Below are 17,837 nucleotides of genomic sequence, written 5' to 3'. Positions count from 1 at the left end.
CACAAGGGGCGGCCGCGGGCGCGTCGGGGAGTGGCGCGCCAGGACACATCCCCCTTTGTGTCGAAGGGAGCACACAGGGGGGATGCGCTGGTGCGCAGCAGGGGACCGGCCCGCTGCAGCAATTGCCCGGCTGCCCTGCCGGGCCGCCCGTTTCACTTCGTGCTCAGGGATGGCCAGGTGGAACCGCTGGCCAGTTGCTCGCTGCTGCGCCACTTCCGTGCGGGTGAGTTCATCCTGCGGGAAGGGGAGCCGGTGGACGGCCTGTACGTCCTCCGCGAGGGTACGGCGCGCGTTTTCCTGTCGGACGAGGAGGGGCGGGAGCACACCGTCCGCTACGCCCATCCCGGTGAGGTGATCGGGGGCTGCCAGTTCAACGGGGCACGGCGGTCCAGTTGCTACAGCGTGCTGGCCGTCAGTGATTGTGAAGTATGTCATTTTCCCGCGGGGATTCACGACGAGTTGCTGGCCCGCTGTCCGGACCTGGCGCGGGCTCTGCTGGACGTGATGGCCGACCTGCTGGACGAGTCTTACGTGCGCCTGCGGGAACTGGCCACCACCAACTGCCGGCAGCGACTGGCACGTTTGCTGGTGCGCCTCGCCGAGGGGGAACCGGGCGGTGACGGTGGTGACGGGGGCGGGGGAGGGGTGGTGATACGGCTGCACCGTCAGCGCATGGCGGATATCCTGGGCGTTACCAAGGAGACGGCGGTGCGCGCCCTCACTTCCCTCAAGGCCACCGGGGTGGTGGAGACACGCGGTCAGGCCATTACGATCAGAGACCTGCCTGCGTTGCGGCGTCTCGCCGGCCTCAACTGAGGCGCAGCGAGGGGAGGTGCCGACCGGCCAGCCCGCACGGATGGGCCCGCAGGGATCAGCCCGCACGGATCGGCCCGCAGGCGTCAGCCTGCAGGGGTCAGCCGCCGGGGATTGGCCCGCAGAGATCGGCCGGGGGAGGCACAACCACATGGAACTCAGCATAGTCGACCCGGCCGGGCTGGCCGGCGTGCAAATTGACCATAGTCAATGAGTCGGCACGGTCCCGTCGTTTAGGGTAACATCAGATGTCGTATGTAGCGGGGGCGATCTCCTTGGCGGGACTGAGCAAGCGGCTTCGCTACCTCTTCGGGACCACGCGGGGACTGGTACTGATGGCCACCGCCTGGGATGCGCTGCTGGTGGCCGTGCTGTCGACTCTCTCCGGGCCGCTCCGTGACCTGGGCATCGCCGCCGCCCTGCCCCTCCGCCTGGTGGAGGCGGAGGCGGTGGGGCGTAAGATCATGCTGTATCACGCCCTGGCCATGCCCTTTGCGGCGGCCATCACGTATTTCATACTCGAACTGGTGCCCACCAGCCCCTGGCACGTGCGCACCGTGCGGACCACCATCACGACCGGGTACATGGTGAGCAGCCTCTGTGGGCTGGCGTTCGCCTACCTGTACAGGAGCTGGATCCTGCACGGCCTCTTCGTGGCCGGCCTCACCCTGGTGTTCTATGCCGGCGTGGTGCTGGCCCACGGGCTGTGGCCGGCCCGCCATCCCAACACCGATCCCGCTTACGCCCACTGGGGCCGCATTTCCCTGGAGCGGGTGGCCTTCTTCACCGTGGCGGTCCTCACCCTGGGTTCGGCCGCGCTGGGCGCCGGGGCCGCAGCGTACTTCGGTAACGGATTCGAGGCTTTCCTGGCCGAGGACGCCATCCGCGCACCCCACCACACCGTGGCACAGCTTGCCATCATCGGGCACCTGCACATCATGCTGGCGCTCATCGCCGTGGCCATCATGCTGGTGGTGGGGCGCTACGTGGACTTCAAGGGCGTACTGCACGCGGTGGCCATGCCCATCGCCATCGTGGGCAGCAGCATCATGGCCCTGGCCTGCTGGTCGGTGACGGTGTGGGAGGGGGCCCACACTGCCATCTACGTGGGCGCGTCCCTGGTATTGCCGGCGGCGTTGCTGCTGGTCATATACGCGTGGACGGAGGTCGCGCGGGGAGCGCCGCCGGGGCGACGGTTGGCCGCGGCGGTGGGAGACCCCTTACGCTTCGGGATGCTGTTCCAGCAGATCTACGTCAACTTCGTGGTGACCTTCCCGGGCATGTACGTGGCCTTCAACCTCGATGAGTACTTCCGGGTGATCCCCGCCGAGTACGAGCGGCGGTTCCTGAGCGGTCACTGGCACGTACTCGCCACCCTGTGCGCCACCATCGTGCTTTTCCTGGTGGCCGACTATCTGGGGCAGCGGGGGTGGATCCGGCGGACCCTGGGCTGGGGTGTGCTGCTGGGTGCCGACTTAGCCTTCGCCTTCGCCGTGGTTTACATGTTCGGACCTCCGGGCGTGGATATGACCTGGACCTGGTGGTTCATCGACGTGGGCCTGGGCACTTTCCTCATCGTGCTGGCCGTCTTCCTGGGATGGCGGCTGGTGGACCTGTTCCGACCCCGGGGCGAATGGTATCTACACTTGAGTCAGGCTGGCCGTGCCCCGCAAGCGGCCGCTGCCCTGGCACCGGGAGCAGGTGCCCCCGCACAAGCGGGGAGTGCCCCCGCGCCCGCAGCAGGTACCCTCACACAAGCCGGGAGCAGCCCCGCACCAGCAGACCGGACCGTACGGGCGGGAGGTGAAGCAGATGAACGGTGAGACTGCCGTGCTCGCCGGGCGGGTGAGGTGGACGCACCGGGCGGTGGCCATGGTGGAGGCCACCAAGCTGCGCTCGGTGGTGCTGCTCACCTTCGTAGGGCTGGCAGCAGGGATCTACGTCCTCTTCGGTGAAGTCCCCGCCGCCGCGCGGGCCGGCGCTTCCTGGCGTCTCTTGCTGGGAACCCTGGCGGTGCTGGCCGGCAGCATGGGGATCAACGCCATCACCGGCTACGTGGACCGGCGCATGGACGCCATCATGAGCCGTACCAGGCACCGCCCGGTGCCGTCGGGCCGCCTGGCACCGGAGGAGAGCCTGGGGCTCGGCATGACTCTGGTTGCAGTCGCGGTCGGGCTCACCCTACTCACCGGGCATCCCTGGAGCACCTTCTGGCTGCTCTTCGGGGTGGTGGACGTGGCCCTCATCTACAACGGGTGGTCCAAGCCCAGGACTCCCTGGAATGTGATCCTGGGATCGCCGGGAGGCGGGGCACCGGTGATGGTGGTGGCGTCGGCGGTGAGCGGCCTGGCGGTCAGCGCTTCGTCACTTTTGCTGGCCGCGCTGGTGGTGGCCTGGACCCCCATCCACGTGTGGAGCCTGACCATCCGCTACGTGGACGACTACCGCCGCGCGGGGGTCCCCATGCTCCCCGCGGTCATCGGGGTGGAGCAGGCGGCGCGGTGCGTGGGATGGTCCGCCCTGGCCCTGTGCGCGCTGGCGTCAGCCCTGCCCCGCGTGGTGCACCTCGGCCCCGGGGCCACCGTGGCCCTGGCCCTGTTGCAGGCTCCCGTGCTGGTGGTGAGCGCGCTGGTGATGCTCAGGCCCACCGCTGAGCGGGCCTGGCTCCTGTTCAAGCTGAGCAGCCCGTATCTGGCCGCCCTCTTCCTCCTTGTCTCCCTACGCCCCGTCATCTAACCCCCCAGGTCGCCCCCTGCGCCCTGCCTGTAATGACCCCGCCGCCCAGATCGGGGCGTAGGTGCCTCGATCCGGGGGGTGACCGGGGCGGAGGCGCCTCGATTCGGGGGGTGATCGGGGCGCAGGCGCCTCGATTCGGGTGGTGATCGGGGCGCAGGCGCCGCGGTGCGCGGGATCATCCTGGCACAGACGCCGCAGTGCCGGCGGGGACCGAAGTCGGATGCAGTGGGTGCGTAGCCCGTCCGCGTGCGGGGTGCTGTTGGGCGTGCCGGCTGCCCCCAGGACTCCCTCAGCGGCCCCGGGAAGCCTCGGCGTGGACGGCAGCAAGGGCGGCCGCGCGGGCCTGGTGGGCCAGGTCGATGGCCTTGCCCAGGGTGGCCATGATCTTTTGGGGATTGTGGAACCCGGTGGAGTTCTCAGCCGAGCACCAGTCCCAGTACCACTGGGCCTCGCGGTGCAGGTCTCTCGCCTTCCGGATGGCCTCTGCGTCAGCGTCAGGCAGCGCGGTGGCCCGCTCCATGGCGTCGATGGCGGCCACCAGGGCCCGGCCGGCGCGGTCCAGGAGGTCCTTGACGCGGTCCTGGGTGTAAAACACCCGCTGCTTGAGGAGTTCTGCGTCCTCGGTGTGGCATACGGTGCAGGTCCCATCCAGGTGGCGCAGGGGACTGGTCCACCAGTGAGAAGTGGCCTTCACGTTCCCTTCCCGCCGGTAGGGCATGTGGCAGTCGGCACAGGCCAGCCCTGCCGCCTGGTGGACGCTGCCCTGGAAGACTTCGAAGTCAGGGTGCTGGGCCTTGAGAAGCGGCGTGCCCGCACCGGGGTGGACCCAGTCGTGGAATCCCAGGTCCTGGTAGCAGGCGTATTCCTCTTCGGGGTCGAAGCCCTTGTCCCACGGGAAGGTCAGTTTGCTGGTGCCGGGCTGGAAGTAGTACTCCACGTGGCACTGGGCGCACACGTAGGTGCGCATTTCCCGGCGGGTGGCCCGGTCCACGTCCACCCCACGGCGCGCCATGGCTTCCCGGAAGGCGGGGCGGGTGATGCGCAATTCCATGGTGCGGGGGTCATGGCAGTCACTGCAGCCGATGGGGTGGGTGGCCTCGGCGGACAGATGAGCGAAGGGCATGCTGTAATACTTCTCGTCGTACTTCCTTATCAGGCCGGGGACGTCCGCACTCTTACAGGTCAGGCACACCGCCTGGGTAGGGCTGCGGGGGGTGGAATTCACGTCTTCCAGTGAGTAGACGTGGCCCCGGTCCTCGTTGTATCCCTTTTCGAAGGAGTAACCCTTCCAGAGAGTCTTCATGTAGGGGTACTCGGCCAGCCGGTCGTACGGCTCCGATCCCCCGTACTTACTGGGGCCACGCGACATCTGGGAGTTCTCGCGGTAACTGTCGTACTCGAGCGGATAGTACCTGCCGAAGGCAGTCGGGTCCGTCTCGTCGGGGGCGATCTGGGCACTGATGGCCACGGCGCGCGATTCCAGGTTGCGCATGGTCCACAGGGACCAGCCCGCCAGGGCGACCGCCACCAGCACCAGCCCGGCCAGCAGGAGGAGGGTGATGGACCTCAGCCTGGCCGGAGTCATGAGCTACCCGCCTCCCCGGGTTCGAGCACCGTGGCACGGAATCTCTCGAAGCCCACCCTCTCGATGGTACGCGCCAGGCGCTCGCGGCCGGATCCCAGGGCCCGGTAGGCGGCGATTACCCGCCCGGCCAGGTCGACCACCTCGTCGCTGCTCGTGTTTTCGGTCAGCACCTGGCCCAGGCGGGGACGCGCTCCGCCCTTGCCGCCCACCACCACCGTCCAGCCCCTGGCTTTGCCGAATGCGCCGAAGTCCAGGGTGTAGGACTCCGAGCAGTTCATGGGGCAACCCGAGATACCGAACTTGAATTTGTGGGGAAGGTCGAGCTTACCGATGAACATCTCGTCCAGCCGGGCGGCCAGGGCCAGGGAATCCTGCTGTCCGAGGCGGCAGAGAGTGGTGCCGGGGCAGGCCTTGACGTAGTGCACGCAGGGTCCCAGCGCCGGTGCCAGTCCCGTCCCCAGGTCCTGCTGGATGGCGGGGATGTCCTCGGGTTTGACCCCCGCCAGCACCACGCGCTGGGCGGAACTGAGCTTGATGGCGGGGATGGCGTACTTCTCGGCCACATCGGCCAGACGCCGCAGGATCTGGGGAGTGAGCAGGCCTGCGGTCGGCAGCCTGGCGATGAAGGCGTACGTCTTGCCGTCCCTCTGCAATATGGCTTCGCGCGGCACCTCCACGGTTCTTTCCTCCTCTCGGCGCGCTTTTGTGGTTGAGGCTGTCGGAAAGACCGGAGTGCCCTGAGCCAGCGGTAGGAGGTGGTCAGGGACCGTGGGGAACCCGCCGGTGGCAGTCCAGGCAGTAAGGTCCTCCTCTGGCCGCCGCGTTGGGTACCATGGCGCCGTGGCAGCCCAGGCAGTTCTGCTGGACGACGCGCCTGCCTCCGGGGGCGAGGCGGATGGCGGGCGGCGTGGCACCCGACAGGAAGACCAGTACGTCTTTGCTTCCGGAGTAGGCCTTGGCGATCGGGTACCTGAGCGTGCTGCGGGGAAGGTGGCAGTGGCCGCAGGGGACGTCCCGGTGGGAGGAGCGGAGGTGGGATTCCACCTGGGGTGACATGGCGTGGCAGGAAGCACAAAATGACGGACTGTCCAGGGTGCGGCTCACCACGGGTAGGTTCAGGAGCCCTAAGGTCAGTATGCCGAGAGCCGCGAGCCCGGCAGCCATGGTAGGGACGTACCCGCACATGGTAGCCCTCCGCATGGTAGCCCTCCGCATGGCGACCACGTCTTATCTAGTTGGTTCGCCCCAGGGTGGTGGTAAATCCTGCTCGGGCGTAGCTGGTCATCAGGGAGAGGCCTTCGGGGAGGGGGCGAATCCTGCTCCTGGCGGCCCGAATGGGATGGGTGGAACCACGCCCCGGGGCATCCCGGGAGGGGGTGATGCCATGGGACCTGCGTCCGGAGTCTGGCCCATAATCCCAGGGTGCCCGGGGCGAGAAAGATAGCCGGATCAGAAACGCCTGGCGTGTGCGCGTCGGAGACTACAGGGTGGTGTATGAGGTCGATGACGCGGCGTTTCGGGTCATCGTGTACCGGGTAAGGCGCCGGAAGGAAGTGTACCGGGGCCTGTGATGGGATATACCTACCGCTATGGTATCCCGCCCGTAACTAACATCCTGGGGGTCGAGCTGGCGCTGGCCACCGGGGCGGTGGACGCCCTGGTGATGGACATGCAATGCGCCATGCCACGGCGCGGGTCATTGGTCTGGTCGTCGCAGGCGGTCGGAAGCTGCCGCGCTGGCAAACGGTTAGCAAAACGGCCTCCGCTGCCAGGACGTTCCAGCGGGCGACTGCGAGAAGCCTTGAGCGCCAACGGTTTCAGCGGTCGCGGCGGAGGGGCTTGAGCACCACGATGGGCGTGCACTGATCGTCATTGCCGAATGGGTTGTCGCGCAGGGCTTCCACCAGGGCGTCTACAGAGTAACCTGTGGTGGAGGCGAGGATGTCCACGCAGCGGATGTCGTTGACGTCGGCGACAAGGGCGTCCACGCCGGTGGCCCGTTTGATGGATTCGGCCACCTTCTGGGGATGACGGGGACCCAGCACCACGTGGCGGTCGTACGGCGGCATGGTGCCGGCGATGTCATCGATGAGGGCGAGGGGTTGCCCCGCCACCCGGAAGAAGTCGCCCCGGCGCCCCGCCGCCCGGCCCACCGCAGCGGCCACGCCCCCCAGGAGGATACGGCCCAGCCCCACCTCGGAAATGGCCAGCTGCATGGCCTGCGGAGTCCCCAGGCTGCCGTCCGGGTCGGGGAACTTGCTCAGTACGCGGGCAACCAGCCCGGCCTTCACCTGCGAGGAGGGGATGGCCCGACCCTGCGTCACCGCCAGGGGCGACTCGGCCACGCAGATGACATCGCCGGGTTCGGCGACCCCCTTCGTGTACCGGGCCACCACCTCCACCATGTCGTCGTGCTCGGTGAGGAGGTGAGTCCGCACGGGGATTGCCGCAAGGGCGGCCGGCTGCGGGACATGGGACGGGGGGGCGGCCGTGGAGAGGTAGTCCTTGATGCCCCGGGTGATGGCCTGGGCCGTACGGGCCAGGAAGGTGGTACTGCGCAGCCAGGCTTCGTCAAGGAGGTTGCTGATGCAGACCACTTCGAGGGTCACGGCTGGCACCACTACCCTACGGTCGGGGGGCGCGGTCTGACGCACGCCGCGGTCGGGGAAGCCGGTACGTTCCAGCAGGCAGCGGTGGATGTGTAGGGCCAGGTCGCGGCTGCCCGGGTGCGAGGACCAGGGCAGGCTGCGTATGCCGCGCACCTCGGGATCCCGCAGGTGATCGGTGTGGAGGCTGACCACCATGCTGGCCTGACCCTGGCGGGCAGCCAGAAAGCGGACGCCGGTCGGGACATCCCGGTCGTCGTGCCGGGTGACGAGGGGCACCGCTCCCCAGGCCCGTAATTCGCTGACGAGGTGGCGCGCAAGCTTCAGGGTGACGTCCTTCTCCAGCAGGTTGATGGGGCCCCGGCCGCCCGTGTCTTTGCCGCCGTGGCCGGGGTCAACCAGGACGGTCACCCCGGCCATGATGTGCCGGAAGAGGGAACGGTCGAACCAGCATACCAGCCGATAAGGCCCGTCGCCTTCCAGCGCCAGAGTGGGCGGGACGGGATGCTCCAGGCGGATGGTGGCTGCGAGAGCGCCATCCTTCGGCGCTACCGCCACCTCCTGCACCAGACCGTCCAGGGCGGCGATGCGCACGGGCGGGAAGTTCGGATTCAGCCCTTCCACGATGAGATCAGCTTCCAGTGATCCCGGTGCTGGCCCCTGCCGCTGTGCTTCCACCCGCCAGCGGGCGGGAGGCCGGGTGGCTTCCAGCACCACGGCGGAAACCAAGGCCTGCCCGCTGGGGCTGGACCTGACCGTGGTCCAGACGTTGGTCAACAGGGCGTCCATTTGCTCCCCCGGCTAATCTATATGCTGCCTGGCGTCGGGCAGGCATGACACACGTCCGGGCCTGAGGGAGCCACAGCGGCTGCGGGCAGGGGAGGCCGGTGGCGTCCGCAGCTGCTAGAGCACCCGCAGGTGGCGGAGATCGGCGTCGGCCGGGCCCGAGATACGCAGTCCCGCGCTGCGGATGGCGAGCAGGTAGTCCAGCACCTCGGGGGTCACCACCTCGCCCGGGCCCAGCACCGGTATGCCGGGCGGGTAGCAGGTGACCGTCTCCGCCGAGATGCAGCCGCGCGATCTTTCCAGAGGCACGCTCCGGGAGGGGCGGAAGAAAGCCTCCCGCGGCAATGCCTGGAGCGGAGGTATGGGGGGCAGGGGCGGTACGGCGGCAAGGGGTGCGGCCGATAGCTGCCCCCTCACACGGTCGTCCGGCTGGCGCGTGCCCTCGGGCGGGAACCCGCTTGAGCCGTGTCTGCCCCCCTGGCGGGCCAGGGCGGCCAGGGCGTCGAGGAGGTGGAGGACCTCCTCCCTGGTGTTACCGTATCCCACGATGAAGAGCAGGTTGAACAGATCGGACATCTCCGCCTGGATGCCGTGACGGTAGCGCAGGAGGTGCTCCGCTTCCGGACCGGTTAGCCCCGTGCCGGTCACCCGCACGGTGACCTTGGTCGGGTCCAGGTCGCAAAAGCCCGGGGTGCCCGCGCGCTCGCGCCCGAAGGTCCTGAGGCCGGGGATGGCCGCCACCCCCTCCCGCAGGAGCCCGGCCAGTTCCAGGGCACGGTCCCACAGGTGCCTCCCCTCCCGGACCATCTGGGCGCGGGCGGCATCCAGGGAAGCCATGAGCAGGTAGGAGGCACTGGTACTCTGCAGCACCCGGAGGACGTCTCCCATGTGGGTGGCGTCCACCCGGGGTCCGCGCAGGTGAAGGAGGGAGGCCTGGGTCAGCCCCGACAGGATCTTGTGGACACCCTGGGCGGCGGCATCGGCACCGGCTTCCAGGGCGGGGGTGGGGAGAGCGGGGTGAAAGCGGAAGTGGGGCCCGTGGGCCTCATCGACCAGCAGGGGGATGTCGTGGCGGTGGGTCACGGCGGCGATGGCCTGCAGGTCGGCCGTGACCCCGTAGTAGGTGGGGTTCACCACCAGCACGGCCCGCACCCCGGGGTGGGCCTCCAGCGCGGCGGCGATGGTGGCCGCCTCCACCCCCATGCCGATGCCGAACTCCGCGTCGAGCTCCGGCTGCACGTACACCGGGTGGGCCCCGGACAGGATCAGCCCCGCCAGGGCGGACTTGTGCAGATTGCGGGCCACTACGATCTTCTCCCCGGGGCCGCAGGTGGCCAGCACCATGGCGTGGACCCCCGCGGAGGTCCCGTTCACCAGGAAGAAGGTGTGATCGGCTCCGAAACAGCGGGCGGCCAGCTCCTGGGCCATCTGCAGCACCCCGCCCGGCTGGTGCAGGTCGTCCAGGCCCAGCACCCCGGTGGCATCCACGCGCATGGCCTCTCCCAGCCAGTCGCGCAGCAGATCCGGGCAGGCCCGGCCTCCCCGGTGCCCGGGCATATGGAACCTGATCACCCCCTGGCGGGCATACTCAGTCAGGGCGTCCACCAGCGGGGTGGCAGTAAGGGTCATGGTCTCCATCCCTGCAGCCTCCTTCTCCCCGGCCTCCTCTCCGGCCAGTATATGGGGGCGATCCGTCCCCTGCGCCCGCGGCGTCCCCCGCGCGAGGTGGGACCGTGCCCGTGGTGGTCACGCGCAGCAACTGTGGGCACGGTTGACACCGCGGGAGGCGGGCCGCTATGCTGGGGAAAAGCAAGAGGAGGTCTGAGATCTGGTGCGGGTTGCTTTCCAGGGCGAGCCGGGGGCGTTCAGCGAAGAGGCTATATGGCGGTACTGGCAGAGGTGGGGTGCAGCGACGGAGCACGGCCAGGGCCGCGATGCCGTGAAGGCGCCCGCCGAGGACGGGGGCGCGGGGCGCGAGCGAGCGGAGGACCGGGGCGCCGGGGTCGAGCCCAGGCTGGTGCCCTGTATCACGGTCGAAGAGGTGTTCCGGACCGTCCAGGATGGCCGGGCCGAACTGGGGGTGGTCCCGGTGGAGAACTCCTATGCCGGGTCCATCAACGAGACCAGCGACTTTCTGCGTAGCTTTCCGCTGTATGTACGGGGGGAAGTGATCCTGCCCGTCCGCCACTGCCTGCTGGCCCTGCCCGGCCAGCGCCTGCAGGAGATCCGCCGGGTCTACTCCCACCCCCAGGCCCTGGCCCAGTGCAGTGACTTCATTCGGCGCCACGCCCTGGAAGCAGTGGCGGCCGCCGACACGGCGGGAAGCGCCCGCCTCATCCGCGAAGGGGGCCTGCGCGGGGCGGGGGCGATCGCCAGCGGGCACGCGGCGGAGATCTACGGGCTGGAGGTGCTGGCCGAGGGGATAGAGGACCGGCCGGACAACCAGACCAGGTTCTTCGTCATCGGGAGAGAGCCACTCCGGTTTGCCGGGCCGGCCAAGACTACCCTCATCATGGGGACCGCCCACCGGCCAGGGGCGCTCTATACCTCCCTGGGGGCGTTCGCCCGGCGGGGCCTCAACCTCACCCGCCTGGAGTCGCGGCCCTCCCGGGCCCGTCCCTGGGAATACATCTTTTATGTAGATTGCGAGGGCCACGTCGATGACCCGGCCCTCGCGGAGACGCTGGCCGACCTCGGGCAACTCACCACCTACCTGAAGGTGCTGGGTTCCTTTCCCCCCGACAGGTAGGTGGCGGTGCCCACGGCCACCAGGGTTCCCTCGCCATTCCTCACTTCGGCCATCCCTACCGCCAGGGTACGCCCCCGGTGCACCAGGCGGCCCTCGGCCACCAGCCTGCCTTCACTTACGGGCGCCAGGTAGTTCACCTTCATCTCGATCGTCGGGGAAGGCCTGCTCACCTGGGCCAGGTCGCCGATGAGGGCCGTGCCCACGGCACAGTCCACCAGGGCGGCGCACAGGCCGCCGTGGGCGGTGCCGTATACGTTGAGGTGGGTGTTATCCACGTCCACCTCCAGGCGGGAACGGCCGGGGGCAATCTCCACCAGGCGGATGCCCATCAGGCGATAGAAGGGGGAGTCGTTGATGCGTTCGCGGAGTTCGTCAGGGTGCACGGTCGGGTCCACCTCCGGGTGGGCGGCGAGGTGCAGGCCGCCGGTGAGGGATGTGGGCGTCCGGTGAAGGACGGGGGCGGGCGCCGAGGGGTGCAGGCGGCCGGTCTGGATGCCGGCGGGGTGACGTCTCAGCGACCGCGGTATACCTGCTCCTGGTAGTCATACACCAGCCGGGAGATCTCGGATATCTTTCTGAACCCGGCCTCGATATCCTGCTGACCCTGCGAGAGGATGCAGAGGATGTAGGGGTGGGACGAGAACACGATGCCCACGTCGTTCGACACCCCGGTGATGTCCCCTTCCTTGTGGGCTACCTGCAGCCCGGGCGGTAGCTGTCCGGGCAGACCCACGTGCCAGATGGTGTGGGAGAGGTCGTCGATCATCCTCCAGCCCAGTTCAGGGTTCTCGCGGGCCAGCCGCAGCACGGCCTGCAGGTAGATGGCCATGTCCCGGGCGGTGGTGGGTTCACCGCCGTCCAGGTTGGGGTGCGAAGCCCCCAGGGAGGCCGCGAACTGCCGGATGTTGTCTGCTCCCAGGTGCCGCACCAGCATGGCCTTGGCCACGTTATCCGAGAGGGTGATGGCCAGGTTGGAGAGCACCCGCAGGGAGTACGTCTGGCCGTCCCCGGCGAAGAACTGCAGGGCGCCGGCGCCCGTGCGGTAGTCCGTGGCGGGCTGGTAGGCCACCCGGTCGGCCCAGCTTGCTCTACCCTGCGCCACCAGGTGATTGACGTAGAGCACGATGGGCACCTTCACCGTGCTGGCCTGGGGGATGGGCAGGTCGGCGTTGATGCCGAAGTCCCGCCCCGACTGCAGGTCCAGGAAGTAGACGGCGTAGGTGGCGGGATCGCCGGCCAGGTAGCCCTGGATCTGTTCCCGCAGGGGCTCGTATGCGGGTTGCCATTTGGGCATCGTCCCGCCCGGCGCCGCCAGGGGTGCGCCGGCGGTGGTGATAACCAGGGCAACCGGCAGCATGATCAGCATCAGGCTGAACAGGATGCGTCTTTTCATTATGATGCTCACCTCGATTCTCTCGCGTTCGGCACGCACACAATGGCCCGGCGGGAAGCCGGGCCGCATATGCCGATGGGTCGACACAATTGTATCACAGGCAAAGTTGCAACACAACTAAGGACCAATTTTGCCGTCCTTGAGGTCCCACCACCGTTCCCTGGCCTCAAGGGGAGGTGTGCCGGGAAGGCCCTCCACCCGGAACAGGAGGGTGTGATTGTCTTTCCAGCCCGTGATGGATATCCGGCAGGCGGAAGGAGGGAACTGGTTCATGGCAGGGAAAGGGATACGCGTGCCCCGGGGTATGGCATACGCCGACAGGGTCGTGCCCCCGGCGGGTGAGAGCACCTGCACCACCAGGTAGCCGTCCCCGGGGGCCCATGAGAGCGCTCCGATGCCGCCTTCGAAGTACAGGTCGAGAGCAACGGGGCGGCGATCCCGCAGGTTGAGGTAGCCGATCAGGGGATGGAGGCCCGCCGTCGTCCACGCCACCCGGTTACCCCCGGGCGAAAGGGCACAGGGGCCGAAGCCGTCCTTCCCCACCCCGAAATCGGCCTGGCTCCCCTGGGGCCGGAAGGTGGCCGGCAACTGGGCCAGTTCCAGCAGTTTGATCTTCTGGCCGGTACCCCCGGTCAGATAGAGGGTTGGCCCTTCCGCCACCAGGCTGAACCGCGGGGGCAGGGTGGCCTCGGCGTCCCGGCGCACGCCCTCCAGGAAGTTGAGCAGGTTGGTCAGGGGCTCCGGGATGGGGGACACGCTGCCCACGGTCACCCGATAGCGGCGGTCGGGGGCGCGCACCTCCACGGTGCGGAAGAGCTCGTCGGCGGGCTGAGGCTGGCTGGCGAACCGCTCCGGGAGGTGGGGCCAGTCCACCTCCTGGGCCAGCCGGGTAAGGGTGGTGGCCTGTTCGGGGGTAAGCCGGCCCGATGCCTGGCGCGAGGGATCCTTGCCGTCCCGGTACGTCCAGCTACCGGCGGCGTCCACGTCAAGGGCCAGGTCAAACCCGGCAAACCCGCCCCGCACCAGGTAGGTGTAACCGGTGGGGTGGAGAGGGGGCTGGGGCCACAGAACGTAGGTTACGGCCAGGGCCGTGCCCAGCAGTCCCAGGATGACGAGCAACCAGCGACGGGCCATGCCGGTCATCCCCTCCGGTACCATATGATTCCCTTCCTGGCATCATCTTACCTGTTGTCCCCAGCCGGGATTGAGGCGGTCGGCCAGGGCGGGCGGGAAGGAGAGGGTGGCAGGGTCGCCGTCGGAGACGTACCTGTCCTGGTGGTGCTTTGCCAGGAAGGAGAACCATTTGTCCAGATCCTCGCCGAATGCCTGCACCCGGGGTACGGCTTCGGGGCGGAAGGAGCGGGAAGCCGGAGCGGGCGCGGGCTCGGCGCCCACCAGCATCACTCCCAGGTGCTGGTAGGCGGTGCCCTCGTACTCGCCGGCCAGGAGAAGGTGGCGTTCCGCGGGAGCCTCCCCGAAGGGCAGGGCCAGGGACGTCATCTCGTAACCGGGCAGGACCTGGCGCACCCGGGCCTGGGGGAGGGCCAGCTCGCGCTGGATCTCCTCCGGACCCATCTTCTTCAGGCTGGCGTGACTGAGAGTATGGTTGCCGATCTCCATGCCCATCTCCTGGAGGAAGGCGAGCTTATCCTTCCAGCAGTCGGGCTGTCCGAAGGGAGTGGGGAAGAGTACGTAGAACGTGGCGGCCCGGCCGAAGTCGGGGTGTTGGGCGCAGAAGTCAAGGAGCACTCCCACGGCACAGCTGGGGTCGATGTAGCGATCGCCGACCTTGAGGGGGTGGGGAGGGGGCCCCTCGCGGTGAGGGGGTGGAGGCGGTTCCTGGCCGGGATCGAGCAAGCGGAACTGGCCGCGCGAGGAATCGTCGAAGGTGAGGACCGCGGGCGAAAAGCCGGCGGGGATGTCGATCCTGCCCCGCAGGTAGTCGGTGAGGCTGATCAGGCGGTATCCTTCCCGGTAGAGGCGTTCCAGGTCGGCCCGGAAGTTGGCGGGGGTGCGGGTCCACCGGCCTTCCTCGGCCCCGATGTTGTGGTACTCCAGGATGAGCACCCTGCCCAGCTCGTTGGCGGGGGCGGGTTCGGGCAGGCCGGCCCGATAGTCCACCCCGGCGGTGTAAACGTTGGCGGGGTTCCAGAGCAGCCACTGGTCGATGCCCTCTTCGTGGGCGGCGCGGATCTGCGCCTCCACTTCCGCGCGCCCGTAATGGATGCCCAGGCTGAAGTCCTGCAGCCAGGGGCGGATGATGGCCCGGCTGCCGCGCGCCTTGGCCTTGGCGTCCTCCAGGGCCCGCTTCACCACCTGGTAGGGGTTGGCCTCGGGTACGGGCAGGCCGTATATGCCGGGATTGAAATAGTGGGAGGGGTAGACCATGGGGGAGATGTAGTCCACCACCTGGCAGATGGCGGAGAAATCCTGGCCAATGCCCATGTCGTCGGCGGTGGTGGTGGTGAGTCCGAACACGTCGGCGGAAAGGAAGGCGCGGCCGGCCAGCTTCTCCTGCGCCAGCCGCAGGAACTTCAGGATGGCCTGGATTTGGCTGAGGCCCTCCGGGTTGTCCAGCACGGCGGTCCTGGCCACGCGCTGGGGGTTGTCGGGGAAGCGCACGTAGTCGAACTGGACTTCGTCGAACCCCAGCTTCACCGCCTGCTCGGCCAGGTCCACGTTGTACCTCCAGACCTCGCGCGAGTAAGGGTTCGTCCAGTACATGCCGCTGTGATCCCGCCACGGCTTGCCCTGGTGGTCGCGGATGGCCCACTCGGGACGGGCTTTGGCCAGTACCGGGTCCTGGAACACCACGATGCGGGCGATGAGGTAGATACCCCGCGACTTCAGGTCCCGCACCAGGGCGGGCAGATCGGCCATGCGGGGTCGTACCGCTCCGATTTCCCCGAGCAGGGGGAGGGGCAGGGGATAGGGAACGGTACCGGAGTTGTCCTTGAGGTCGATCACCATGGCGTTGAGCCCCGTCCCCTGGACGTGGTCCACCAGCTGCTGAAGGCGTTGAGGCATCCCCGCCACGTAGGAGGTCAGGTATATCCCCCGGGCGCGCACCGGTGCGGGCGGGCCTTGCTGCGCCGGGAAAGCATAGCCGGGCGAACCGGGGCCGGGTTGCTCCCCCGGGCCGGGGGTGCCGGGGCCGGGCCCGCCAGACGGAGGAGCGGACCCGTTGGGGGTGGCGGCGGGACCGGGGAGGGAGGGCCCGCCGGGAGGAGGGAGGAGCCACGCCTGGGTGGCGGAGAGGGCGACGAGGACGACTGCGAGGAGGAGCAGGCTGACGTACGGTGCGCGGTGTCTGGGTGTGACCAAAGCGAGGGCTCCCTTCGGGTGAGTTCCGCCATTACTGACGTTTTCGGGAGGCGTTTCGTTTCGTGACCCGGCCACCCCCCAGGATGCGGTAGGTGGTGCCCGCCCAGGTCACCCGGCGGACGAGAAGCGGCGCGGGCCAGAGCACCGCCGCCACCAGGTCGGCCACGGGTGCCAGCACCGCCACCCAGGGATCGGAGGCACCCGCCAGCCGGGGTGGCAGGGAGGCAGCCAGCACCCGGACGAGCGCGACGGCCAGGACGGGGGCCCAGGCCGGCAGGAGCGGTGCGCCCTGGAGATGCATCGCCAGGCCCCAGACCAGGGCCGCCGCTACGGGGTGGGTGAGGTACGACAGGGCATACGCGCGGGGGGTGTGATGGCGCAGGGTGAGAAGCCAGCGCAGGAAGGTGGAGAGGGCCTCCCCCCACGCCCGCCGGCCGCATCCCACCCTCACCCAGCCGCAGGGCACCGCCCGGTAACCTGATGCCTGCACCAGTTCCCCCAGCCGGGCGTCGTCTGCCAGGTACCCGGCCAGAGCCGCCATTCCCCCCACTTCCTGGAGGACGTGGCGGTGGACCAGGACCAGCGCCCCGGTGACGGGCTGTCGCCGTCCATAACTGGCGATGGGGAGCAGGAACGTGCCCACCTGGGCGTTGGCCCAGGCCTGCAGGAGCAGGCCGGGGAGCGTCTGCGCACCCGTCCAGCAGGGTAGCGCGTAGGCCAGTCCCACCCCCGGCCGGTCGAGGGCGCGGACCAGCCGGGCCAGCAGTCCCGCCGGAGCCCGGACGTCGGCATCCCAGAAGGCCAGGACGGGGTAGCGGGCCTTTCCCACCCCGGCATGGAGTCTGCGCACCTTATCGGTGGCCCCGGGCAGATCTTCCGCCGCCTGCGCTGTCGGCGGCTGCCCTTCCGCGGGCTGCTGCTCCGGGGGGATGGAGGCCACCACCACCGTCTCCAGGGATCCCGGGTATTGCTGTCCCGCCGCGCTGCGGACGGCGGGCGGATCTGCACCTGCCGGCGGAGAGTCCCGGGCCGCCACCGGTATGATGACCGAGACACCCGGGTGCGCGGGCACTTCCTTCAGGCGCCGGCGACCGGGGCGACCGGGCGTTCGGGGATGGCTGCCCCGGGGGCCAGCAGGGGCAGAGTCACCCGCACGGTGGTGCCCTTGGCGGTGCTGCGAATGCGGATGTCTCCCCCGTGCTGGGTGACTATGTTGCGGCATATGGCCAGTCCCAGCCCGCTTCCCCTTTCCTTGGTGGTCACAAAGGGTTGGAACAGCCTGCCTTTGATCTCTTCGGGAATACCCGGGCCCTTGTCGGCCACGGTGATGACGAGGCTGCCCGATGATTCCAGATGACGGAGCCGCACCCAGACGATGCCCCCGGAAGGCATGGCTTCCAGGGCGTTGAGGAGCAGGTTCAGGATGAGGTGGGTGATCTGGCCCGGGTCGGCACATATCTCGGGCACCCGGGCCGGCCCGGTCATGCGAATCTCCACGCCGCGGGCCACAGCCGTGGCCTGGATCAGGCTGATGGCGTTCTTGATGATTTCGTCAGGCCGGCATTTCTTCAGGTGCGGGCGCTGGGGCCGGGCCAGAAAGAGGAGCCCCTGCACCAGATGGTCGATGTGCTCCAGCTGGTTCCTTACCCTCTGGCAGATTTCCCGGTCCCGTTCGTCCGGAATTCGGTTGTGCAGGAGCTGTATGTACCCGTCCGCCACGGCGAGGGGACCCTTTATCTCATGCACCACAGTGGCCGCAAGCTCTCCCACGGTCGCCAGAGCAGAGATCCTGGGATCTACACTCATGGTGTGACATCTCCCTGCGGGAATATGCTCACATGGCCC

Annotated in this window: 15 protein-coding genes and 3 pseudogenes; 6 read left to right on the top strand and 12 right to left on the bottom strand. The window is 68.7% G+C overall.

The genetic code is table 11. The annotated features are described in order from the left end of the window. Window positions 1-90: 90 nt before the first annotated feature. The 3 genes from QME70_12875 to QME70_12865 all read left to right on the top strand — a co-directional run bounded on the left by QME70_12875 (window position 91) and on the right by QME70_12865 (window position 3,549). Window positions 91-816 carry a Crp/Fnr family transcriptional regulator gene (locus QME70_12875; GenBank protein MDI6895458.1) on the top strand — a complete coding sequence of 242 codons (726 nt, stop codon included), beginning with the start codon at window positions 91-93 and terminating at the stop codon, window positions 814-816. Between the two features lie 272 nt (window positions 817-1,088). Beyond that, window positions 1,089-2,636, top strand: a complete 1,548-nt coding sequence (locus tag QME70_12870; GenBank protein MDI6895457.1) for a hypothetical protein — start codon at window positions 1,089-1,091, stop codon at window positions 2,634-2,636. Beyond that, window positions 2,626-3,549, top strand: a complete 924-nt coding sequence (locus tag QME70_12865; GenBank protein MDI6895456.1) for a UbiA family prenyltransferase — start codon at window positions 2,626-2,628, stop codon at window positions 3,547-3,549. The genes QME70_12870 and QME70_12865 overlap by 11 nt, the downstream gene beginning before the upstream one ends. Before the next feature lie 289 nt (window positions 3,550-3,838). Here the strand turns inward: QME70_12865 and QME70_12860 are convergent, their stop codons facing one another. From QME70_12860 to QME70_12850, 3 genes are all read right to left on the bottom strand, one after another. Next, complete coding sequence (locus tag QME70_12860) at window positions 3,839-5,134, bottom strand: ammonia-forming cytochrome c nitrite reductase subunit c552 (protein MDI6895455.1); 1,296 nt, start codon at window positions 5,132-5,134, stop codon at window positions 3,839-3,841. Continuing rightward, a complete protein-coding gene (locus tag QME70_12855) occupies window positions 5,131-5,811 on the bottom strand; it encodes an NAD(P)/FAD-dependent oxidoreductase (protein MDI6895454.1) in 681 nt (226 codons plus the stop codon). Before QME70_12855 ends, QME70_12860 begins: the two co-directional genes overlap by 4 nt. 82 nt (window positions 5,812-5,893) lie before the next feature. Continuing rightward, window positions 5,894-6,334 carry a NapC/NirT family cytochrome c gene (locus tag QME70_12850; GenBank protein ID MDI6895453.1) on the bottom strand — a complete coding sequence of 147 codons (441 nt, stop codon included), beginning with the start codon at window positions 6,332-6,334 and terminating at the stop codon, window positions 5,894-5,896. Between the two features lie 242 nt (window positions 6,335-6,576). On the opposite strand from QME70_12850, the pseudogene QME70_12845 reads away from it, so the two are divergent. Together QME70_12845 and QME70_12840 are read left to right on the top strand one after the other, a co-directional pair. Then, a pseudogene (locus tag QME70_12845) lies at window positions 6,577-6,705 on the top strand (type II toxin-antitoxin system RelE/ParE family toxin). A gap of 14 nt (window positions 6,706-6,719) precedes the next feature. Then, window positions 6,720-6,821, top strand: a pseudogene (locus tag QME70_12840) (hypothetical protein). A 130-nt stretch (window positions 6,822-6,951) separates the two neighbouring features. On the opposite strand, the gene QME70_12835 reads toward QME70_12840, so the two are convergent. The 3 genes and pseudogenes from QME70_12835 to QME70_12825 all read right to left on the bottom strand — a co-directional run bounded on the left by QME70_12835 (window position 6,952) and on the right by QME70_12825 (window position 10,164). Then, window positions 6,952-7,578 (bottom strand): coenzyme F420-0:L-glutamate ligase, encoded by a 627-nt coding sequence (locus tag QME70_12835; protein MDI6895452.1) that lies wholly within the window; start codon window positions 7,576-7,578, stop codon window positions 6,952-6,954. Window positions 7,579-7,650: 72 nt separating this feature from the next. After that, a pseudogene (locus tag QME70_12830) lies at window positions 7,651-8,160 on the bottom strand (N-acetylmuramoyl-L-alanine amidase). Window positions 8,161-8,643: 483 nt separating this feature from the next. Further along, a complete protein-coding gene (locus tag QME70_12825) occupies window positions 8,644-10,164 on the bottom strand; it encodes an aminotransferase class I/II-fold pyridoxal phosphate-dependent enzyme (protein MDI6895451.1) in 1,521 nt (506 codons plus the stop codon). A gap of 193 nt (window positions 10,165-10,357) precedes the next feature. On the opposite strand from QME70_12825, the gene pheA reads away from it, so the two are divergent. Beyond that, window positions 10,358-11,275, top strand: a complete 918-nt coding sequence (gene pheA, locus QME70_12820; protein MDI6895450.1) for a prephenate dehydratase — start codon at window positions 10,358-10,360, stop codon at window positions 11,273-11,275. Here pheA and QME70_12815 read toward each other — a convergent pair. The 6 genes from QME70_12815 to QME70_12790 all read right to left on the bottom strand — a co-directional run bounded on the left by QME70_12815 (window position 11,236) and on the right by QME70_12790 (window position 17,798). Next, on the bottom strand, window positions 11,236-11,658 hold the full coding sequence (locus QME70_12815) for a PaaI family thioesterase (GenBank protein MDI6895449.1): 423 nt from the start codon (window positions 11,656-11,658) through the stop codon (window positions 11,236-11,238). The genes pheA and QME70_12815 overlap by 40 nt on opposite strands. 128 nt (window positions 11,659-11,786) lie before the next feature. Beyond that, window positions 11,787-12,680, bottom strand: coding sequence for a class A beta-lactamase-related serine hydrolase (locus tag QME70_12810; protein ID MDI6895448.1), 894 nt, complete (start codon window positions 12,678-12,680; stop codon window positions 11,787-11,789). Window positions 12,681-12,785: 105 nt separating this feature from the next. Continuing rightward, complete coding sequence (locus QME70_12805; protein ID MDI6895447.1) at window positions 12,786-13,826, bottom strand: hypothetical protein; 1,041 nt, start codon at window positions 13,824-13,826, stop codon at window positions 12,786-12,788. Between the two features lie 18 nt (window positions 13,827-13,844). Beyond that, the gene (locus QME70_12800) at window positions 13,845-15,992 is read right to left on the bottom strand and encodes a putative glycoside hydrolase (protein ID MDI6895446.1); all 2,148 of its coding nucleotides are present in this window, start codon (window positions 15,990-15,992) and stop codon (window positions 13,845-13,847) included. Window positions 15,993-16,023: 31 nt separating this feature from the next. Next, entirely contained in the window at window positions 16,024-17,064 is a 1,041-nt protein-coding gene (locus tag QME70_12795) for a glycosyltransferase (protein ID MDI6895445.1), read from the bottom strand. Between the two features lie 5 nt (window positions 17,065-17,069). Beyond that, the gene (locus QME70_12790) at window positions 17,070-17,798 is read right to left on the bottom strand and encodes an ATP-binding protein (GenBank protein MDI6895444.1); all 729 of its coding nucleotides are present in this window, start codon (window positions 17,796-17,798) and stop codon (window positions 17,070-17,072) included. Window positions 17,799-17,837 lie beyond the last annotated feature (39 nt).

It is taken from the genome of Bacillota bacterium, from assembly GCA_030019365.1.
In the GTDB taxonomy this organism is placed as follows: domain Bacteria; phylum Bacillota; class Sulfobacillia; order JACIYH01; family JACIYH01; genus JACIYH01.
Note: the sequence above shows the minus strand (reverse complement) of the source record. Positions and strands in the feature narration are given on the sequence as shown.

What these genes read in the sequence shown, in the direction of transcription:
- QME70_12865 (MDI6895456.1), top strand. Translation starts at nt 2,626, where the DNA reads ATGAACGGTGAGACTGCCGTGCTCGCCGGGCGGGTGAGGTGGACGCAC.
- QME70_12860 (MDI6895455.1), bottom strand. Translation starts at nt 5,134, where the DNA reads ATGACTCCGGCCAGGCTGAGGTCCATCACCCTCCTCCTGCTGGCCGGG.
- QME70_12850 (MDI6895453.1), bottom strand. Translation starts at nt 6,334, where the DNA reads ATGCGGAGGGCTACCATGTGCGGGTACGTCCCTACCATGGCTGCCGGG.
- QME70_12825 (MDI6895451.1), bottom strand. Translation starts at nt 10,164, where the DNA reads ATGGAGACCATGACCCTTACTGCCACCCCGCTGGTGGACGCCCTGACT.
- QME70_12805 (MDI6895447.1), bottom strand. Translation starts at nt 13,826, where the DNA reads ATGGTACCGGAGGGGATGACCGGCATGGCCCGTCGCTGGTTGCTCGTC.
- QME70_12790 (MDI6895444.1), bottom strand. Translation starts at nt 17,798, where the DNA reads ATGAGTGTAGATCCCAGGATCTCTGCTCTGGCGACCGTGGGAGAGCTT.